The sequence below is a fragment of the Streptomyces sp. NPDC033180 genome (genome assembly GCF_055577645.1).
This window is the reverse complement of the sequence record NZ_JBVIPU010000003.1, coordinates 374,957-393,847: the sequence shown is the minus strand read 5'-3', so window position 1 is coordinate 393,847 and position 18,891 is coordinate 374,957. Positions and strand designations below refer to the sequence as shown.

General features: G+C 70.4%; 19 protein-coding genes, 1 tRNA gene and 3 pseudogenes. 9 read left to right on the top strand and 14 right to left on the bottom strand.

Translation table 11 applies throughout. The features are described 5' to 3' along the window. The first annotated feature begins 240 nt into the window (after nucleotides 1-240). Nucleotides 241-1,722, top strand: coding sequence for an FG-GAP repeat protein (locus tag ACZ5WE_RS12550; RefSeq protein WP_467685773.1), 1,482 nt, complete (start codon nucleotides 241-243; stop codon nucleotides 1,720-1,722). A 144-nt stretch (nucleotides 1,723-1,866) separates the two neighbouring features. Further along, nucleotides 1,867-2,847, top strand: a complete 981-nt coding sequence (locus ACZ5WE_RS12545; protein ID WP_467685771.1) for a Yip1 family protein — start codon at nucleotides 1,867-1,869, stop codon at nucleotides 2,845-2,847. A gap of 63 nt (nucleotides 2,848-2,910) precedes the next feature. Here the strand turns inward: ACZ5WE_RS12545 and ACZ5WE_RS12540 are convergent, their stop codons facing one another. Next, nucleotides 2,911-3,408 carry a phosphoribosyltransferase gene (locus ACZ5WE_RS12540; protein ID WP_467685769.1) on the bottom strand — a complete coding sequence of 166 codons (498 nt, stop codon included), beginning with the start codon at nucleotides 3,406-3,408 and terminating at the stop codon, nucleotides 2,911-2,913. An 8-nt stretch (nucleotides 3,409-3,416) separates the two neighbouring features. Continuing rightward, nucleotides 3,417-3,992, bottom strand: coding sequence for a dCTP deaminase (dcd, locus tag ACZ5WE_RS12535; protein WP_467685767.1), 576 nt, complete (start codon nucleotides 3,990-3,992; stop codon nucleotides 3,417-3,419). A gap of 514 nt (nucleotides 3,993-4,506) precedes the next feature. Here dcd and ACZ5WE_RS12530 point away from each other — a divergent pair. Further along, nucleotides 4,507-4,580 (top strand) — tRNA-Gly (locus ACZ5WE_RS12530). Nucleotides 4,581-4,699: 119 nt separating this feature from the next. Next, nucleotides 4,700-4,999, top strand: coding sequence for a hypothetical protein (locus ACZ5WE_RS12525; RefSeq protein ID WP_467685765.1), 300 nt, complete (start codon nucleotides 4,700-4,702; stop codon nucleotides 4,997-4,999). On the opposite strand, the gene ACZ5WE_RS12520 is transcribed toward ACZ5WE_RS12525, so the two are convergent. Continuing rightward, a complete protein-coding gene (locus ACZ5WE_RS12520; protein WP_467685763.1) occupies nucleotides 4,996-5,661 on the bottom strand; it encodes a TetR/AcrR family transcriptional regulator in 666 nt (221 codons plus the stop codon). The two genes, ACZ5WE_RS12525 and ACZ5WE_RS12520, sit on opposite strands and share 4 nt — an antisense overlap. Before the next feature lie 82 nt (nucleotides 5,662-5,743). After that, nucleotides 5,744-6,217, bottom strand: a complete 474-nt coding sequence (locus ACZ5WE_RS12515; RefSeq protein WP_467685761.1) for a carboxymuconolactone decarboxylase family protein — start codon at nucleotides 6,215-6,217, stop codon at nucleotides 5,744-5,746. Between the two features lie 176 nt (nucleotides 6,218-6,393). Here ACZ5WE_RS12515 and ACZ5WE_RS12510 point away from each other — a divergent pair, with 176 nt between their 5' ends. Further along, entirely contained in the window at nucleotides 6,394-6,759 is a 366-nt protein-coding gene (locus tag ACZ5WE_RS12510; protein ID WP_160506205.1) for a PH domain-containing protein, read from the top strand. A 34-nt stretch (nucleotides 6,760-6,793) separates the two neighbouring features. Here the strand turns inward: ACZ5WE_RS12510 and ACZ5WE_RS12505 are convergent, their stop codons facing one another. Continuing rightward, nucleotides 6,794-7,177 (bottom strand): nuclear transport factor 2 family protein, encoded by a 384-nt coding sequence (locus ACZ5WE_RS12505; protein ID WP_467685759.1) that lies wholly within the window; start codon nucleotides 7,175-7,177, stop codon nucleotides 6,794-6,796. 177 nt (nucleotides 7,178-7,354) lie between these two features. Here ACZ5WE_RS12505 and ACZ5WE_RS12500 point away from each other — a divergent pair, with 177 nt between their 5' ends. Beyond that, nucleotides 7,355-8,326: an SGNH/GDSL hydrolase family protein gene (locus tag ACZ5WE_RS12500; RefSeq protein ID WP_467685757.1), complete on the top strand. Its 972-nt coding sequence runs from the start codon at nucleotides 7,355-7,357 to the stop codon at nucleotides 8,324-8,326. Nucleotides 8,327-8,429: 103 nt separating this feature from the next. Here ACZ5WE_RS12500 and ACZ5WE_RS12495 read toward each other — a convergent pair whose 3' ends face one another. Together ACZ5WE_RS12495 and ACZ5WE_RS12490 are read right to left on the bottom strand one after the other, a co-directional pair. Further along, on the bottom strand, nucleotides 8,430-8,714 hold the full coding sequence (locus ACZ5WE_RS12495; protein WP_467685755.1) for a DUF397 domain-containing protein: 285 nt from the start codon (nucleotides 8,712-8,714) through the stop codon (nucleotides 8,430-8,432). Then, nucleotides 8,674-9,523 (bottom strand): annotated as a pseudogene (locus ACZ5WE_RS12490) (helix-turn-helix domain-containing protein). Before ACZ5WE_RS12490 ends, ACZ5WE_RS12495 begins: the two are co-directional and overlap by 41 nt. A 120-nt stretch (nucleotides 9,524-9,643) precedes the next feature. On the opposite strand from ACZ5WE_RS12490, the pseudogene ACZ5WE_RS12485 reads away from it, so the two are divergent. After that, nucleotides 9,644-10,039: pseudogene (locus ACZ5WE_RS12485) on the top strand (DUF7144 family membrane protein); the annotation flags it as partial. Nucleotides 10,040-10,248: 209 nt separating this feature from the next. Beyond that, nucleotides 10,249-11,511, top strand: a complete 1,263-nt coding sequence (locus ACZ5WE_RS12480) for an ion channel protein (RefSeq protein WP_467685753.1) — start codon at nucleotides 10,249-10,251, stop codon at nucleotides 11,509-11,511. Here the strand turns inward: ACZ5WE_RS12480 and ACZ5WE_RS12475 are convergent. The 7 genes and pseudogenes from ACZ5WE_RS12475 to ACZ5WE_RS12445 all read right to left on the bottom strand — a co-directional run bounded on the left by ACZ5WE_RS12475 (nucleotide 11,479) and on the right by ACZ5WE_RS12445 (nucleotide 18,240). Further along, entirely contained in the window at nucleotides 11,479-11,631 is a 153-nt protein-coding gene (locus ACZ5WE_RS12475) for a hypothetical protein (RefSeq protein WP_467686267.1), read from the bottom strand. The genes ACZ5WE_RS12480 and ACZ5WE_RS12475 overlap by 33 nt on opposite strands. A gap of 106 nt (nucleotides 11,632-11,737) precedes the next feature. Beyond that, a pseudogene (locus tag ACZ5WE_RS12470) lies at nucleotides 11,738-12,076 on the bottom strand (LysR substrate-binding domain-containing protein); the annotation flags it as partial. Nucleotides 12,077-12,182: 106 nt separating this feature from the next. Next, on the bottom strand, nucleotides 12,183-14,147 hold the full coding sequence (locus tag ACZ5WE_RS12465; RefSeq protein ID WP_467685751.1) for an FUSC family protein: 1,965 nt from the start codon (nucleotides 14,145-14,147) through the stop codon (nucleotides 12,183-12,185). A gap of 59 nt (nucleotides 14,148-14,206) precedes the next feature. Further along, on the bottom strand, nucleotides 14,207-15,241 hold the full coding sequence (locus tag ACZ5WE_RS12460) for an endonuclease/exonuclease/phosphatase family protein (protein ID WP_467685749.1): 1,035 nt from the start codon (nucleotides 15,239-15,241) through the stop codon (nucleotides 14,207-14,209). Nucleotides 15,242-15,420: 179 nt separating this feature from the next. Beyond that, nucleotides 15,421-16,290: a hypothetical protein gene (locus tag ACZ5WE_RS12455; protein WP_467685748.1), complete on the bottom strand. Its 870-nt coding sequence runs from the start codon at nucleotides 16,288-16,290 to the stop codon at nucleotides 15,421-15,423. Nucleotides 16,291-16,393: 103 nt separating this feature from the next. Beyond that, nucleotides 16,394-17,245 carry an ABC transporter permease gene (locus tag ACZ5WE_RS12450; protein WP_467685746.1) on the bottom strand — a complete coding sequence of 284 codons (852 nt, stop codon included), beginning with the start codon at nucleotides 17,243-17,245 and terminating at the stop codon, nucleotides 16,394-16,396. Next, nucleotides 17,242-18,240 carry an ATP-binding cassette domain-containing protein gene (locus ACZ5WE_RS12445; protein WP_467685744.1) on the bottom strand — a complete coding sequence of 333 codons (999 nt, stop codon included), beginning with the start codon at nucleotides 18,238-18,240 and terminating at the stop codon, nucleotides 17,242-17,244. Before ACZ5WE_RS12445 ends, ACZ5WE_RS12450 begins: the two co-directional genes overlap by 4 nt. A 153-nt stretch (nucleotides 18,241-18,393) precedes the next feature. Between ACZ5WE_RS12445 and ACZ5WE_RS12440 the strand changes: the two genes are divergently transcribed. Continuing rightward, entirely contained in the window at nucleotides 18,394-18,837 is a 444-nt protein-coding gene (locus ACZ5WE_RS12440; protein WP_467685742.1) for an SH3 domain-containing protein, read from the top strand. Nucleotides 18,838-18,891: the final 54 nt, after the last annotated feature.

Genomic DNA, 18,891 nt, shown 5'->3' with positions numbered 1-18,891 from the left:
CCCCGCTTCGGCACCAACTTCGCCGACGGACCCCCGCTCCCCTTCGCCCCCCGCCGAACCCCGGGCCCGCACCCCTCCGTGCGGGCCCGGCTCTCCCCTCCGGGCGCATCCCGGGGGCAACCCTTGCCCAACTCCGCGTGTCACACAGGTGAACCAGTGCGGCTGCGCAGCTGTGCAGCCGGGTCATCACGCCTGGCTCTCCGCCAACTCTCCGTGCCCATGAACAAGTTGGAGCCCACCGTGCCCACTGTGCCCCTGCGCGCCCGAACCGTCGCCCTGGCCGCCGCCACCGCCCTCGCCGCCACCGGTCTCGCCCTCCCCTTCGCGGCCACCGCCGCCGCCGCGCCCGCGCCCGCCGCCGCGCCCCTCACCAGTGACTTCAACGGTGACGGCTACGACGACCTCTTCGTCGGCGTGCCCAGCGGCACCGTCGGCGGCAAGGCCAAGGCCGGGTATGTGAGCGTCGTGTTCGGTGGTGAGTACGGGCCCGGCCCGCACGGGGTCCGGCGGATCACGCAGGCCACCGTCGAGGTGCCCGGCACCCCGGAGGCCGGTGACCGGTTCGGGGGGTCCGTCGTGGCCGCGCACGTGGACGACGACAAGTACGCCGACCTGGTGATCGGCGCCCCCGGCGAGGACATCGAAGCCCACAGCGACGCCGGTTCGGTCACCGTCCTGTACGGCACCGGCGACGGCTTCGCCCTGGCCAACACCGCGGCCCGGGGCGCGAAGTCCGGCGACGCGTACGGAAACGCCCTGGCCGCCGCCGACTTCACCGGTGACACGGACGTCGACCTCGCCATCGGCGGCAAGGACCAGGTCGTCGCCAACCTCAACCCGCTCGCCGCCCGCACCGAGCCGGTCATGGGCGACCGCATGGGCGGCCGCGCCCCCCTCCTGACGACCGGCGACTTCGACACCGACGGTCTGCCCGACCTGGCCCTCGCCTACTACACGAAGAACCAGCCCTACACCCAGTCCCACCTGCGCCTCTACGGCTGGAACAAGGACGAGGGCACCATGGGCAACTTCTGGAACAACTCCAACGGCGCCGCGAACGCCCTCGTCTCCGGCGACTTCGACGGCGACAACTACGACGACCTCGCCATCGGCAACTGCCGCGAGATCGCCGACGAGAACATCGACGACCCGTGCGGCCCCGAGGAGCTCACCAAGGGCGGCGGCATCCACATCCGCTTCGGCGGCCCGAACGGCAGCTTCGGCTGGGAGCAGCAGACGTTCAACCAGGACACCGCGGGCATGCCCGGAGTCGCCGAGACCGGCGACGGCTTCGGTGACGCCCTCACCGCGGCGGACATCGACGCCGACGGCCATGACGACCTGATCGCGGGCGCCCCGGGCGAAGCCATCGGCAGCGCGGCGAAGGCGGGCAGCGTCACCGTCCTGAAGGGCGGCGAGATGGGCCTGCTCGACCCGGCGGGCGCGGCGAACCCGGGCACGGTCGCCTACCAGCAGAACTCCCCCGACATCCTGGGCGTCGCCCAGGCGGGCGATCTCTTCGGCGGGGCGCTCGCCTTCGGCGACCACAACGGCGACGGCGTCTGGGACCTGTCCGTCGCCGCGCCCGGCGAGAACTCCGCCGCGGGCGGCGTCTGGGACCTGCCGGGCGCCAAGGCCGGCGGTTCGGTCGTCACCCCGAACTCCCTCGGCCTGCCCGCCTCTTCGGACCCGCTGGCGTACGGAGCGGTGCTCGGGAAGTAGCCGGTCACCGGCGACAGCGGCGGCACCGGGGCCCTGGGGAGAACCCCTCAGGGTCCCCCTAGGGGTTGTCACAGGTCAGCGGCAAAGCCTCTCTCCTCCCGGGGAGGGACGACCCGGGCCCTTCAGACCAGGTACGTTCGATTCGTGGCTGGATTCAGGATCGGACGCGGCCGGGACAACCGCACCCCGCAAGCGCGACCCCAACAACGACCGCGGCAGGAGCCGTACGGACAGCAGGCCCCCCAGGGCCAGCAGCCTCCGTACGGCTACCCTCAGTCGCCCTCGCAGCCCTACGGCGGGCAGCAGCCCCCGTACGGCCAGGGCCAGGGCGGCGGCCAAGGCCGCCAGGGCGGATACGGCGGGCAGCAATGGCCGCAGGCGGGCGGCAACCACGGCAACCACGGGGAGCCGGAGTACTTCGGCGGACCGGGTGATCCCGGTCACGGCGGCCAGAGAGGCGGCCAGGGCGGCTTCGATCCGTACGCCGCCAACAACCCCGGTCACACCCAGGCCTTCTCCGTGGGCGAGGACCCGTACACCTCGGGCGACACCTACCGCGCGGGCCAGGCTCCTGCGCCGATGGGCCCCCGCCTGCACTGGAAGGACCTCCTGCGCGGCATCGTGCTGCGCCCGGGGCCGACCTTCCTCCAGATGCGGGACTACGCGATGTGGGCCCCGGCCGTCATCGTGACGTTCCTCTACGGCCTCCTGGCGATCTTCGGCTTCGACGGCGCCCGCGAGGACGCCATCAACGCCACGCTCTCCACGGCCGTCCCGTACGTCCTGACGACGGCCGTCGCGATCACGATCAGTGCCTTCATCCTGGGCGTGGTCACGCACACCCTCGCCCGCCAGCTCGGCGGCGACGGCGCCTGGCAGCCGACGGTCGGCCTCTCCATGCTGATCATGTCCATCACGGACGCGCCCCGCGTGGTCGTCGCGATGTTCCTCGGCGGCGGCCAGCCCTTCGTCCAGCTGCTCGGCTGGGTGACCTGGGTCGCCGCGGGCGCGCTGCTCACCGCGATGGTGAGCAAGTCGCACGACCTGCCGTGGCCGAAGGCGCTGGGCGCGGCGTCGATCCAGCTGCTCGCGCTGCTGGCGATCATCAAGCTGGGCACGTTCTAGTACTTGAGACGGAGAAGGGCCCCGGCGGAGCGATCCGCCGGGGCCCTTCTCTTCTCCGGCTGCTCAGGCGTCGAGCACCTGACCGGCACGCTTCACGACGGGCGCCTCGACGCTCCAGGGGAAGTTGATCCAGTCGTCGGTGCGCTTCCACACGTACTCGCACTTCACGAGCGACTGCGACTTCTCGTAGATCACCGCGCTGCGCACCTCGGCCACGTGATCGAGGCAGAAGTCGTGCACGAGCTTCAGCGTCTTCCCGGTGTCGGCGACATCGTCGGCGATGAGCACCTTCTTGTCGGTGAAGTCGATGGCGTTGGGCACGGGCGCCAGCATGACGGGCATTTCCAGGGTCGTCCCGACGCCCGTGTAGAACTCGACATTGACCAGGTGGATGTTCTTGCAGTCGAGCGCGTACGCGAGCCCGCCCGCGACGAAGACGCCACCACGCGCGATCGAGAGCACCACATCGGGCCGGTAGCCGTCATCGGCGATGGTCTGCGCGAGCTCGCGCACCGCGCCGCCGAACTTCTCGTACGTAAGGTTCTCGCGCACGTCACTCATGCTGGATGTCACACCTGGGTCCGATGGAAATTGAGGAAGGAACGGGAGGCGGTCGGCCCGCGCTGCCCTTGGTAACGCGACCCGTAGCGCTCCGACCCGTAGGGCGACTCGGAGGGCGAGGTCATCCGGAACATGCACAGCTGGCCGATCTTCATGCCGGGCCAGAGCTTGATGGGCAGCGTCGCGAGGTTGGAGAGCTCGAGCGTCACGTGCCCGGAGAAGCCGGGGTCGATGAAGCCGGCCGTCGAATGTGTCACCAGGCCGAGCCGCCCCAGGCTCGACTTCCCCTCCAGCCTGCTGGCGAGGTCGTCGGGCAGGCTGATGATCTCGTACGTCGAGGCCAGCACGAACTCGCCGGGGTGCAGGATGAACGGCTCGTCGCCCTCGGGCTCCACGAGCCGCGTCAGGTCGGCCTGCTCCACGGAGGGGTCGATGTGGGGGTAGCGGTGGTTCTCGAACACCCGGAAGTAGCGGTCGAGCCGCACATCGATGCTTGAGGGCTGCACCATGGATTCGTCGTACGGATCGATCCGTACTCGTCCGGCGTCGATCTCGGCCCGGATGTCCTTGTCTGAGAGAAGCACGCACCGAGGATACGCAGAGCGCGCGGGCCCGCCCCAATCGGACGGCCCCGCGCGCTGTTGTTCGCTGCTTCCCCTGTGCCCTCGCTAGCGCTTCTGCGACATGACCGGCACGGCATGCCGCAATCGGGCGCATCGTGGACAGCGGATGAGACGGCCGGGTCCGAGCCGGTCGGCCTTCTGCATCGGGAACGAAGCAGTGCTGAACACGTGCCCTTCGGCACATCGGACGACGGTGCGCTCCATCAGGTCCTCGAGTCCCTTCCCCATTGCCGTAGTTGAGCTCGCAGCGTCCCGCACCTGCTCGTACGCGAGCTGACGACGAAAGGCCACATTACGGGACGAAAGGGGCGCCCCTCCAGGCGGCACTCCGGTCTCTCACCGTACGCCCCAACTCCCGCGTCCCGAAGCGCCATCCGCGCCCCGGACAGCACGCGGGCCCCGCGGCAAAAGCGCCCGGGGCCTGGGATGAGGTAGAGTGTGCGACGTTACGACACCGCCACAGACGGTGTTTTTCGCGGGTGTAGTTTAGTGGTAGAACATCAGCTTCCCAAGCTGAGAGTGCGAGTTCGATTCTCGTCACCCGCTCCACAGTTGAGGCCCAGGTCAGCGACCTGGGCCTTTTTGCTGCCCCGGGCCTCGATCCCGCTCGATCCCGCCTCGATCACAAGAGCACAATGGGAAGTAGTGGCTCTTGGAAGGACGAGGCCATGAGCGAGATCCACTCCCCGAGGAAGGGGCATCACGCCTTCTTCTGGGTTTTTCTGGCGATCCAGGTCGTCTTTCTCGCCTGGGTCGTGGCAGGTGCCGCCAGCGGCAGCGGAACGCCGGATTCCTGCTCGGGCCTGACGGGCGACGCCCTGAAGCTGTGCGAGGACTCCGACGCCGTCGGCACCACGATCGGTGTCGGCCTGATCGTCGCGGTCTGGCTGGCGACGGACTTCATCATCGCTGTGACATACGCCATGTACCACCTGACGCGCAGACCGCCACGACGCACCCACACCTAGTGTTGTCGGCCCAACTCCTGGAGGACAGCGCCGAGTTGGTCGACGGTCAGAGCGGCGCCCGGGAGCGGCGGAGTGGCCGGCGCGGCGCGCAGGCCGTCCAGGAACAGGGCCAGGGGGCGGCGCCAGGCGTCGGGGGTCGTCGCCGTGGTCAGGGCCGGGATGGCGCGGCCCAGGGCGGCAAGCGCGAAGAGGACGTCCTCGGTGGCCGCGTCGGCGCGGACCGTGCCCTGGTCGCGGCCGCGGCTCAGCAGGATCTCCATCGTCTCGCGGTTGTGGGCGTGCACGGCCCGGAGCGCCTCGACGCCCTCCAGACGGGTGGTCATGAGGTCGTTGGTGCCGCGGTCGGCGGCCAGCGTGACGAAGACGGCCCGGAGGTACTCGTTCAGCGCCCCCCAGGCGTCCGGGGCCGTCCGGGCGTGATCGCCCGCGGCCATCGTGCCCGTCAGGAGGTCGTGGAAGACGGCGTCGACGAGGGCGGCGCGGGTGGGGAAGTTCCGGTAGAGCGTCGCGTTCCCCACGCCCGCCCGGCGCGCGATCACGTCCAGTGGCGCCTCGAGACCCTGCTCCGCGAACACCTCGCGGGCGGCTCCCACCAGGAGGTCCCAGTTGCGCCGCGCGTCGCGACGCCGTGGGGGCGTCACGCGGTGTGAGCCGCCGGTCATCGTCACTCTCCCTGCCGGGCTTCGCGCCAAGTGGGGAGCAGTCCCCGGCAGGGATGCTACCGCCGGGCGATCCCGGGAGGCGCTATCCGAACTGGCCCGGCTGGTAGTCGCCCGCCGGCTGCTGGACTATGACGTTCACCCGGTTGTAGGTGTTGATGAGGGCGATGAGTGAGATGAGGGCGGCCAGCTGGTCCGCGTCGTAGTGCTTGGCGGCGTCCGCCCAGGCCTCGTCCGTGACACCGCCCGCCGCGTCGGCGATGCGCGTCCCCTGCTCCGTGAGCTCCAGGGCGGCGCGCTCGGCGTCGGTGAACACCTGGGCCTCGCGCCAGGCGGCGACGAGGTTGAGGCGCGTCGCGGTCTCCCCCGCGTGCGTGGCGTCCTTCGTGTGCATGTCGGTGCAGAACCCGCAGCCGTTGATCTGGCTCGCGCGGATCTTCACAAGCTCCTGCGTCGCGGCGGGCAGAGTCGAGTCCGCCACGACCCTGCCGGCCGAGTTGATGTGCTTCAGGACCTTGCCCGCGAGCGGGCTGCCGAAGAGGTTCAGACGAGCGTCCATGGTGATCTCCTATGCCGTTGCCGATGCTTTCACTCCTCTGACGGAGGCGCGCGGCAAGATGTGACAGAAGGAGCAGGATCAAGTTCGGCGGCCCCTCTCGCAGGGCGGGCATTACAGTCGGATGTTCCTGCGAGTTCAACGAGTTCAACCAAATTCAGCTAAATGGGGGGCCTCTCATGGCACTGTTCGGAAACGCGCACACGATCGATCCGATGACCGCGCAGCAGGACTACGCGCGTCTGCTGGGCCACGGCGAGCAGGTGCAGGCCGCATTCCTGCTGATCCGCGACACCATGCTGTTCACCGATCGTCGCCTCGTCCTCGTCGACAAGCAGGGGATAACCGGCAAGAAGGTCGAGTACCACTCGGTGCCGTACCGCAGCATCACGCACTTCGCGGTGGAGACCGCCGGGCACTTCGACCTCGACGCCGAGCTCAAGATCTGGATCTCCGGAACCCCCGAACCGATCCAGAAGACCTTCACCAAGGGCGTCGACATCTACGAGGTGCAGGCGATCCTCACGCAGTACGTGGCGCGCTGAGCGGCGAGCGGTAGTCGACGGGCCGTGCCCGCGGTCAGGCCGTGGGCACGCGGTCCAGGAATCCGTGCACCGTACGGATGCGACCGTCGTCGGCGAGTGTGATCACGTCGAAACCGGCGACGGGAGCGGAGCCGTCCGCGACCGACACCAGCTCCCAGCCGAAGCGGGCGATGTGGTGGTGGCCGTCGACCGCTCCCGTCTGCCGGAACTCGAAGCCCGGGAACTGCTCGTGGGCCCCCGCGATCACGGCGGCGAGGGACTCGTGGCCACAGACGTCGGCCAGCGGGTCCGTGTAGCTGCCGTCCTCGCTCCAGGCGGCGGCCACGGCCTTGGCCAGGTCCTCGGCGCCCTCGGCGTTCCAGGCCTCGAAGTAGCGGGCGACAGCGGTCTCGTATGCGGAAGTGGTGTGTGCGGACATGGTGGGTGCCTCCTGGGGCTCCGGCTGTTCGGCCAACGGGGTTGTTCTTCCGATGACTTGAGCTTGCCGTGCGGCCCTTCGGGGGTCGATTACGTCCGAGGTAATGCGGTCTTCTCACGCGAGGGCGTCTGTGCTTGCCTAAGGGGCTCTTTCGGTTGCCTGGACGGGAGTTGGCGTATGCGCAAGCCGTGGATCGGTGGGGTGCTGGCCGCTGTGCTGCTCCTCGGGTCGTGCGGTGACCCGGGCTCCGGGGGCACGTCGAACGAGGCCGCTCCGAAGCCGCCGCCGGCCGCGGGCCCCTCCAAGTCCTCCACGCCCGCCACGCCCTCCACGCCGCCGCGGTCCGCGCCTCCGTCCCCCTCCTCCCCCTCCCCCACGACCCGCCAACGCGTCGCGGATAAATCCCATGCAAAAGCCCCGAAGGTCCTCTACCTCGGGGATTCTCTCGCAATGGAGAACCAGACCGTCCTCGGCGATCTCCTCCGCGCCGACCTGGGCGCCCGCTACCGCAGCGCGCCCTACTCCGGCACCACCCTCTGCGACTACCTCGACGGCACCGGCAAGGACTCCCTCGTCCCCGACAAGGACAAGGCCGCCGCGCTGGTGCGCGAGCAGCGGCCGGACTATGTGGTGCTCCAGTTCTGGGGCAATGCCTGGGGCTACACGCCGTGCATGGACGGCATCACGTACGACAAGGAGCGGCAGAAGTACTTCGACCGGTACGCCGCCGACGCGAAGGCGCTCGCCTCGCAGATCCATGACGCGGGCGGGGCGGACCGGCCGCGGATCGTGTGGGTCCTCCAGGGCCCCGACCCGATCACCCCCGATCGCGTGCGGCGCGTCAACGGCATCTACGAGGCGCAGGCGCGGGCCTCGGGCGGGATCGTCGCCGACGCGGGGCGCGCGGTCGCTCCGGCGGCGGAGCGGTACACGTGGGTGGAGAAGCTGCCGTGCACGGCGTACGAGAAGAAGAACCCGGCGTACTGCACGGAGCAGGGCAGCGGTCGTACCGCCCTGCATCGCGGCGACGACTACCTGCACTTCTGCCTGGCTCCGACCACCGCCAAGTCCCGCCCCTGCCCGGCCCGTTCACCGGGCATCCGCCGGATGACCGCGGAGATTGCCCGGGCGGTGGGCGGGGCGGGTTAGCGGTACGGGGCAGCGGCTCGCGGGGGCGCGGGCCGCCGCCTGGTGCCTGCGGGTGCGTCGTGGCTGAGCGCGCAGTTCCCCGCGCCCCTTCGGGGCGCAGTGGTTACCTCAGGGTGCCGTTGCCCGCGGCTTCTACGAAGCGGGCGAAGGCGCGGGGGGTTGTGGTGAAGGCGGGGCCTTCGGGGTCCTTGCTGTCGCGTATCGCGACGGTTCCGTTGCACTGGGCTTGGGCGAATTCGATGCAGTCGCCGCCGCTGGTGCCGCTGTACGTCGACTTGCGCCATGCCGCGCCGTTGAGGGGGGCGCATTCGATGCAGTCGCCTCCTCCACTGCCGCTATAGGACGACTTACGCCACTGCGCCTTCGCCGGGCTCTGGTTGATCTCCATAGCGCTCCTCCAATACGCGGGCGATCATCACCGCCGTGTCCTCTACGGAGAGCGCAGCGGCCTGCAAGCGAGCGTAACCGAGCGAACGTTCCCTGATCACTTGCGGATTGGCAGTCTGATGCGCCATGTCGTAACTCTCGGCGTAGAACAGATCTGGATCGTCATCGAACCGCAGGAGGTTGAACGACCCACGCGTGGCACAGTGTTCACCCGCCGTGAAGGGGAGAACCTGGACCTGTGCCCACCGCTGGTCGCGGAAGCTCAACATGTGACGGAGTTGGTTCCGCATGACCTCCTGGCCTCCGACCTCCCGGTACAGCACCGCCTCGTCAAGGATCACCCACAGGGCCGGAGGGTGTTCCTTCGCCAGGATGCGCTGACGGTCCAGTCGCGCTGCCACGAGCTCATCAAGGTTCTCCGGGCGATCGGCTCCCAGCACTGCCTTCGCGTACGACTCCGTCTGCAACAAGCCGTAAACCACCTGAGCTTGGTACGTCGAGATGAAAGACGCCCGCGCCTCCATCTCCGCATAAGCCTGGAACCACGTCGGCAGCTGACTCTTGAGAACCAGCCCCACCAACCGCGAAAACACCCCATCAGTCCCCAGCGCCGCATCCACCCGCTCGGAGAAGTCCCTCGTCGGCACCTTCTTCGCTGTCTCGATCTGGCCCACCAGCGAACCCGTACAGAAAATGCAGCCCCCCAGTTGGCCCTGGCTGAGATCCGCCGCCTCTCTCAGGCGCCGCGAGTTCCGAGCCGTAGTAGTCCAGCGGTGACGCGCTGGGGTCGAGGTCGCGGATGTTGACCATCAGCCCAGAGTAACCGGGCGGCGACGCCGAGGTAGCGGAATCATTCGGACCAAGCCCGCTCGCGCCCCCCGCAGGGCTGTCACACGCTGTGAACTCCTGACCGACCAAGAAAGGGAGCCCATGAGCAGCGGAGCGAGCAAGCCTCGGGGCGAGAGCCCATGGGCGTCGGGCGGCACGATGTTCGCGGGTGTCCTGATGCTGGTCAGCGGCATCCTCGGCATCCTCGAAGGCATCGCGGGCATCGCCAAGGACGACGTCTACGCACGCATCGGGGACTACGTCTACAAGTTCAACCTCACCACGTGGGGCTGGATCCATCTGATCCTCGGCATCCTGGTCGCGGTGACCGGCTACGGCATCCTCAAGGGCGCGACCTGGGGCAAGGCGTGCGGTGTCGCGCTCGCCTCGATCTCCGTCGTCCTGCACTTCATGTGGCTGCCGTACCAGCCGATCTGGGCGCTGATCGCGATCGCGATCGGCATCTTCGTCATCTGGGCGCTGTGCACGGACCACTCGGCACGTGATGGACATGGCCATGGCCGTGGTGTCCCGCCGGGCGGCGACGCGGCAGCGGGTGGGTGGGGTCCCCGGGCCACCTCCAGCGGGCCCGGCCCGTTCGCCGAGGGTGCCCGTGGCGCCGACCCCGGCCCGCCCCGCGGCTCCGACCGCACTCCGCCTCCCACGACCTGACCGGACGCGAGGCAGCGGCTGCCGCCGGAGGGCTCATGACACCGCAGGCACGTGCCCTGCTTCCGCTCGTCCTGCCCGCGCTGCTCGTCGGCGTCGGGTCCAGCCTGATCCTGCTGCTGCTCAGCCTGGTGGCCGAGCGGTTGCAGGATCTGCTGTGGGAGGCGTTGCCGGACGCGGTCGGTGTCTCCGGGACGTCGGCGGGGTGGATCATCGGCGTGCTGACCGCGGCGGGGTTCGTCGTCGGGCTGATCGTGTGGAAGGTCCCGGGGCATGCCGGGCCCGACCCCGCCACGCTCGGCCTGGTCGATCCGCCGCTGCCCGTCCGGATGCTGCCCGGCCTCGCGCTCGCCGTCGTCGTGGGGCTCGCGGGCGGCGTCAGCCTCGGCCCGGAGAACCCGATCACGGCCATCAACATCGCCCTCGCGTACGCGCTCGGCATGAAGGCCATGCCCCGGACTCCGGTGGCCGACTGGGTCGCTCTCGCCGCCGCGGGAACGATCGGCGCCCTGTTCGGTACGCCGGTCGCGGCGGCGCTCATCCTCTCCGAGACGATGGTCGCGCCCGACCCGCGACCGCTGTGGGACCGGCTGTTCGCGCCGCTGGTCGCGGCGGGCGCGGGGGCGCTGACCACCGTGCTCATCGCGCACCCGACGTTCCAGATCGATGTCCCGGCGTACACGGGGCCGCACTGGGGCGACGTCCTGTCCGCGATGGTCGTCAGTACGGGGGCGGCGGCCGTCGCACTGTGCGCCGTGTACGCCTTCCCCCACCTCCACCGCGCTTTCCGCCAGCTCGGGAACCCCGTACTGATGCTGACGGTGGGCGGTCTCGTGCTGGGCGTTCTCGGCGCGCTCGGCGGTCATCTCACCCTCTTCAAGGGCCTGGAGGAGATGAAGGAGCTGACCGCGCACGCCGCCGACCACGACGCGGGCAGTCTGCTGCTGCTCGCCGTGGTCAAGCTGCTCGCGCTCTGCACGGCCGCCACCTGCGGCTTCCGGGGCGGGCGGATCTTTCCCGCGGTCTTCGTGGGCGTGGCGCTCGGCATGTTGGCGCACGCTCTCGTCGACTCGGTGCCGCCTGCCCTGGGGATCGCCTGCGCCATCCTCGGCGTGCTGCTCGCCACGACGCGGCAGGGCTGGCTGAGCCTGTTCACGGCGGCGGTCGTGGTGATGGACCTCGCTGTGCTGCCGCTCCTGTGCGTCGCGGCCCTGCCCGCCTGGCTGCTGGTGACGGGGCGCCCGGAGATGCTGATCAAGAAGGACGACTCAGGTGCGGTCCAGGCCGGGCACGCCCAGTGACGCGAGCCCGTCGAGGACCGGGTCCACGCCGACCGCCGCGAGCAGCAGGCCGAGTAGCCTGCCGAGGAGTTCGATCGTCGCGTGGTGCGTGCCGCGCAGGATGCGCGCGAGCAGGACCACACAGACCAGGTCCAGGGCGATGACAGCGACCTACGCGCCGACGACCGTGGAGCGCCCACCAGTAGGCGGGAGCGCCGTTCACGACGCCGAAGAAGGTCTCGCCCGCGCACTCTTCGAGGGGCACGCCGGCACGCCCGGCGAATCGGTGGCCGAGCGGCACGGCGAGCATGCGGGGTTCGTTGACGACGACGGGCCCGACCGTGAGGTCCGGCTCCTCGACGGGAAGGCAGGTGAACAGCACGTCGGCCTCGCCGCCGCGGAGTGCGCCGAGCGGGTCCCCGAACTGGGACTCCCGCATCCGGACGTCGCAGCGCGGGCAGCGCTCGCGGAACGTCGTCAGGATCGCGGAGGTCAGCGTGCCCGCGCCCGCCCCGAGAAAGGCGACGGTCAACTCGCCCTCGACGCCCCGCGCCACGTCCCTGGCCCGGGCGATAGCGGCCTCCATCCGCAGGTGCAGGGGCGCCAGGTCGTCGTGGGATTGGGGATAGCCCCGCAGGGAACGCCTGAACCCCCACCCCCCCACCCCCCCACCCCCTCGCCCCCTCGCCCCCTCACCCCCGCGGCGACGCAATCGCACGCGCAGCGACCACCTCCTGGCGGAGTGGTTCCAGGACGCTCTCCTGCGGCCCGGAGAACTCCGCAGGGACTTCCTCCAGCGTCTCCGAACCCCGCAACCCCTCCGCCAACTCCCGAAGTTGGCGAGCCACCTCCCCCACCTCCGTGAGGCTCGGCTCCCCCGCCCCATGGCGGATCCGCACCCGCGCAGCAGTCGTCGCGTCCACGATGCGTTCGACGGCGATCACCAGGGGCCACCACGCCGCGGCCCGCGCCCCCATCGGGGGCGGCTCGGTCAGGGCGCGCTGGAACTCCGTGCGGATGACGGACAGGTCGCGGTACAGGCCGCGCCGCATGCGGGCCCGCTCGGCCACATCCACCGCCGTGCCGAACGCACTCTCGACGTACGACGCCGTATCGGCCACCGTGTCCGCGAGACGGTCACCGATCCGCGTGTGCCAGCTCTCCGGCCACAGCAAGTACCCCGCGACCAGCGAGATTCCGCAGCCGATCAGGCTGTCCACCAGGCGGGGCACGACGAGCCCGAAGCCCTGGTGGTTCAGGACGTCCGACAGGAGCAGGATCACCGGGGTGATCGCGGCCGTCTGGTAGCCGTAACCCCGCGTCGTGAGTGCCGGGATCAGCGCCGCGAGGGCGAACATCACCGGCACGTCCCACCAGCCGCGCGGCACCTCCGACAGGACCGCGGCCGCCACCACCAGGCCCGCCGCCGTACCCAGCGCCCGCAGCACCGCCCGTGAGAAGACCGAGCCGAAGTCGGGCTTGAGGACGAACGTGACGGTGAGCGCCACCCAGTACGAGCGGGGCACGTCGATCAGGGACACCAGTGACTGCGCGATACCGATGCAGAGTGCGAGGCGCAGGCCGTAGCGCCAGGACGTGCTGGACAGCAGGACGTTGCGGGTCGCCCTGCGGGCCCGCACGCGCAGGGCGGCGGGGCGGCCGAGGCGGTCGTCGACGTTGACGGCGCCGTGCGGGTCGGAGTCGTTGAGGAGTTCGGTCACGTGCCGCAGGGCGTGGTCGACCGCGTCGGCCGACGGGTCCGGTGGGGCGGGGAGAGTGGGTTCGGGGATCGGGGTCTTCCCGGGGGCCGCCACCGCGTCCGCGAGGCGCCGCACCTCCGCGGGGAACTCCGGCGGCATCGGGACCCCGCACTGGTGCGCGGCGGGCGCGGCCTCGATGACCGGCGTGATCGCGTTCAGCTGGGCCACCAGGCGGACCAGGTCCGGGTTGCGGCCGTGCGCGCGGGTGCGGCGGGCGAGGACCAGGTCGTACGACTGGTTCAGCGAGGTCGTCACCGCGGCGCGCGCCTCGTCGTACCGCCCGGTGCCCGCCGCTTCGAGCAGCGCGGCCACGCTGCGGTAGGTCGCCGCGACGGCGGCCCGCTCCGGGATGCCTGATCGGAGCGGCCAGGCGAGCAGCGCGAGGGCGAGGACCAGGAGGCCGCCGCCCGTCATGAGGGCCGGGGCCAGCCACCATTCCCCCGGCATCGGAAGTCCCGCCCCCACCACGGAGTTGAGCAGCAGGAGCAGGCCGGACACGGACGCCACGGCGCCGATCGTGGACATCATCCCGGAGACCAGCGCCACGAGCGTGACCACGCCGACCGCGACCCAGCCGTGGCCGAAGACGAGCGAGCCGATGGTGACGCCGAGGGCACCGAACAGCTGCGGCACCGCGATGTTGAAGATCCGCATGCGGTACGCGTCGGCGGTGTCGCCGATGACTCCGGACAGGGCGCCCATGGAGGCGAGCGCGCCGTACGCGGGCTGCCCCGCCGCGAGGCCGATGAGGAGGGGCAGCGCCATGGCGACTGACGCGCGCGCCACCGCGGCCCACGGGATGGGCGCCGCCTGCGGTTTGAGTGTCCTGACCAGCCAGGGAGGTGGGGCGAGGGCGCTCAGAGGGCCCGGTGGTGCGGGTGACTCGCGGGGGCGCATGCGGCCATTATCGCCACCCCTGTTGCCGCGCTGCCCGGCCTGACCTGCGTTTTACCGGTTCATCGCTTCTGCCCGTGCAGCGTCAGGTCCACCACCAGGGTCCGGTGGTCCGTGCCGCCGATGTCCAGGAAGCGGGCGTCGCGCGCGGAGAAGTCCGGGCTGGCCAGGACGTGGTCGATCTGGGTGCCGAGCGGTGACATCAGGTCGGCGGGCCAGCTCGGGGTGCGGGCGGACCCCGCGAGGCGTGCGGCGTCGCGCACGCCGCCGGTGTCCAGGATGTCGCGGAAGGCCGCGTGGTCCTGGGTGGCGTTGAAGTCCCCCGCGATGATGGTGGAGCGGTTCGCGCGGCTGCTCTCGGCGGCGTAGTCGCGGAGTTCGGCGAGTTCGGTGCGCCAGGTGCCGAGCTGCTTGGGCAGCGGCGGCATGGGGTGGGCGAGCTGGATGCGGACCTGGTGGCCGCTTTTGAGCTCGGCCACCGCGCCGGGCATGCCGAGGGTGCCCGCGAGGCCGCTCGCCTTCTTCAGGGGCAGCTTGCTGACGATCACCGACCCTTCGGCGCCGCCGGCCTCGCTCGCGGTGCGGTAGGGGTAGTCGGAGCGCGGCAGTTCGTCGCGCAGGGTGTCGGAGCAGGTGTAGTCGCACTCCGGGACGAAGAGGAGGTCGGGTTTCTCCTCGTGAACCGCCTTGAGCAGGCCGGGGGTGCCCTGGCCGAACTCGACGTTCGACGCCATGACGCGGAGCTCGGCGACGGCCGGTCCTGCCGGATCGTCCGTCTTGCCGTACGGCTCCATGAACCAGGCGACGCCGCCGAGCGCGGCGACGCCCCAGACGAGGCCGACGCGCCAGCGGGCGAGCGCCGCGAGCAGCAGGCCGGCGACGGTGGGGGCGAGGAGCCAGGGCAGGAAGGCGAGGATCTGCGGTACGGGGGTGGGGCCGTCGGAGTCGGCGATCCGGTGGCCGAGGATGGTGCTGACGCCGGCCAGGAGGAGGGCCGCAAGCCAGGCGGAGGGGCGGTGCCTTGGCCTCCGCTGCCATGCCTGCGGCTCTGGCCAGTCCCCTTGCGGGACTGTCTCAGCTGCCGTTGCGCTGTCCAAGGACCGGCCTCTCCGTCCGATGGGATCTCGAATCCTCCCTGAGAGACGGCTGGAGGTGGGGAGAGGGTTGCATTTCCCCAATCCCGCCCCTTCCCGAAACCAGAGGGCTCCGCCCCCTGGACCCCCGTACAAGATGTCCTCAATCGCCGGACGGGCTGGAATTTCCAGCCCGTCCGAGATCATTCAGCCCGTCCGGCGTTTGAGGACGAACTCGGCGAAGCCGGTGATGGACGGCGCCGAAGCAGCCACGCGGCGAGCGCGACGCACAGCCCCACCCCCAGAATCAGCCACGCCGCCACACTCAGCGTGAGCGTCAACGCGTCGTAGACCGCCCCGGCCGCCGCCCGCGAGACGTCCTTCGGGAGGTCGTCCAGGGTCAGGCCCCGGCCCACCATGACCGCGACGCCAAGGACGGCCCCGCCGAGGGCCGCGCCGAGCGCCGTGCGGATGACCGCGCGGCGGCGGCGCACCGCCAGGAAGATGCCCGCCCCGGCGAGGAGTACCGCCGCGACCGGGAGCCAGAGGCCCGCCACCTGGAGCATGTGGAAACCCTTCCCGAAGGGGCCGAGGTCCGAGGACTCCATGAGGGTCACCTCGGTGTGCCTGACGGGGATGCGGTCCGCGAACGGCACGCCGTCGGCGGCGAGTTGGCGCTTGACCTGTTCGGTGATCGGCGCCAGGTCGATGGTGACCGCGCCGCCGTCGGTCCGGTCGCTGAGCGCGTCCTGCACCGCGTCGTGCGCGGCACGGTTCGCCGCGTTCCAGGCCGCCTTGAACGCCTTCGTCTCGGTGAAGGACCGCACCGCGTCCCGTACGAACGACTCGACGGTGCCCTGCAGCGGGCCCACGTCGATCTCCTTCATCACCGACTCGCTGACCGCCCCGGCCACCGCGTCCCTCACGTCGGGGTCGGAGGCGAGCGGAGCCATCGTGGCGACGTACGCGTCGGCGTCCTCGATCTCGTACTTCGCCCAGGTGGAGAGCGCGCCGAGCGGCACGAGGAGGACGGCGATGACGAGGAGGACGGCGGACAGCGGGCGTCTGAACACGTCTTCAAGGAGACGTCCCGAGAAGTCCCGGCCGCGCCTGGCGCGACCGGGACGAGTGCATACGGGGCAAGAAACTCCTACTTGCGGTGGTAGAGCCGCGTACCTACTTGCGGTTGTAGAGCCGCATCGTGACCGGGCCGAAGACCGCGACGAGCAGCACCGCCCAGCCGAGCGCCCAGATGAGCGACGAGCCCGGTGACGTACCCGCCATCAGATCGCGGACCGCGGACGCGACATGGGTGATCGGGTTGTTGTTGACGAAGGCCTGCAGCCAGCCCGGCATGGTCTCGGGCTTCACGAAGATGTCGCTGAGGAACGTCAGCGGGAAGAGCACCATCATGCTGACGCCCATCACCGACTTCTCCGTGCGCAGCAGGAGGCCGAACATCGTCCACACCCACGAGAAGGCGAAGGAGAAGATCAGGAGCAGGAGCACCCCGGCCAGTACGCCGAGGACGCCGCCGTCCGGGCGGAAGCCGATGATCATGCCGACGGCCAGCATGACCAGGGACGCGATCGCGTAGCGCAGCATGTCGCCGAGCAGGTAGCCGACCATCACCGACGGGCGCCAGATCGGCAGCGTGCGGAAGCGGTCGAAGACGCCCTTCTCGATGTCGATGTTCACCGAGACGCCCGTGTACATCGTGATCATGACGACGGACATCACGAGGATGCCGGGCAGCAGGTACTGGATGTACTCGCTCGGCGATCCGGCGAGCGCGCCACCGAAGAGGTACGTGTACATCAGCACCATCATGATCGGGAACGCCGTCACGTCGAAGAGCTGCTCCGGCACATGCTTGATCTTGAGCATGGCCCGCCAGCCGAACGTCAGGGACGCGGAGAACGCACTGGGGCGCGGCGGCCTTTCGCCGGCGATGAGCAGTTCGGCGAGGGACTCGGTGCTGACGGGCGCCAGGTCCTGGGCCTCGGATGTGGTGGTCGCGGTGCTCATGCCTTTGCCTCTTTCTCCGCCATGTCCGTTGCGTGATGCGGGGTGCCGGTGAGGGCAAGGAACACCTCGTCCAGGCTGGGCTGGCCGAGGGAGAAGTTGTCGACGGTGATGCCGGCGCGGGCCAGTTCGGCCAGGGCGCGGGAGGCCTTCTCGGCGGCGCCGGAGCCGTTCGCCCCGCCGTTGCCGACGCGGGCGGTGAGGGCCACCGGGTCGGGCTCCAGCTGGACTTCCGCGTCGAGCGCGATCCGCAGCGCCCGCGCGGCCTCGTCGCGCTGCTCCGCGTCACGGAGCCTGACGTGCACCGAGCCCGCGCCGACCGACGCCTTCAACTCGCCCTTGGTGCCCTCGGCGATGACCTTGCCGTCGTCGATGACGGCGATGCGGGAGGCGAGGTGGTCGGCCTCGTCCAGATACTGCGTGGTCAGCAGGACCGTCGTGCCGTGCGCGACGACCGCCCTGACGATGTCCCAGACCTGGTTGCGGCTGCGCGGGTCGAGGCCCGTCGTCGGCTCGTCGAGGAAGAGCAGGTCGGGGGTGTTGAGGATGGACGCCGCGACGTCGATGCGGCGGCGCATGCCGCCCGAGTAGTTCTTCACCTGGCGGGTGGCCGCGGCGCTCAGGCCGAAGGCCTCCAGGAGCTGTGCGGCCCTGTCGTACGCCGCCTTCTTGCCGTGTCCGGTGAGGCGGGCGAGGAGCACGAGGTTCTCGGTGCCCGTCAGGTCCTCGTCGACCGAGGCGTACTGCCCGGTGAGGCTGACCCTGCTGCGTACGGCGTCGGCCTCGCGCACGACGTCGTGGCCGAAGACGTGGGCGTCGCCGCCGTCCGGGCGCAGCAGGGTGGCGAGCATCTTCACGGTGGTGGTCTTGCCCGCGCCGTTCGGCCCGAGCAGGCCGTAGACCGTGCCGGCCGGAATGGTGAGGTCCACGCCGTCGACGGCGCGGTTGTCACCGAAGGTCTTCACCAGGCCCGCGGTCTCGATGGCCACGCTGTTCATGTCGTACGCCCTCTCCAGGTCGGTCGTCGTCCGTTACGAGGGCAGACCCTCGCCGAGGCGCAAACTCATCGTCCGGTGGAGCCTTAGCCCGAACGGGTGTTTGCTGGAGGAGGGAAGAGGGGTGGGGGGACGGGGGGAAAGAGGAGGTCGAACATGCGGACCACTCCGGCCCTGAGGGCCACTCCGGCCGCCCTGGGAACTCTCGTCACCGCGCTCCTGACCGCGGGCGCACTGTCCCTCGGAGGTGCTTCACCAGCATCCGCCACCGCGCCACCCACGCACAACACCCACGATGTGGTCTGGGGGACGATCGTCGCCCCCGTCGACCTGAAGATCCGGGACGCGCCGTCCACCAGCGCCTCGATCGTCGCGAAGCTTCCCGCGGAGAGCCAGGACCGCGTCGAGTGCCAGACGCGCGGCTCCAGCGTCTGGGGCGACTCGACCTGGTACTGGCTGGGCGGGGTGCAGGGCTGGGCCAGCGCCGCGTACGTCGACACCGGCGGACAGCACGTGCCCAGCTGCGCCACATCGGACCCGTGCCAGGAGTACAAGCCGTGCTGGGACACGTGTCAGGGCGGCTACAACCGCTACCGCTGAGACCGCCGAGTTGCCGGGCGGCGCGTACGGGTGTGCCCTGGATGGTGGGGCGGA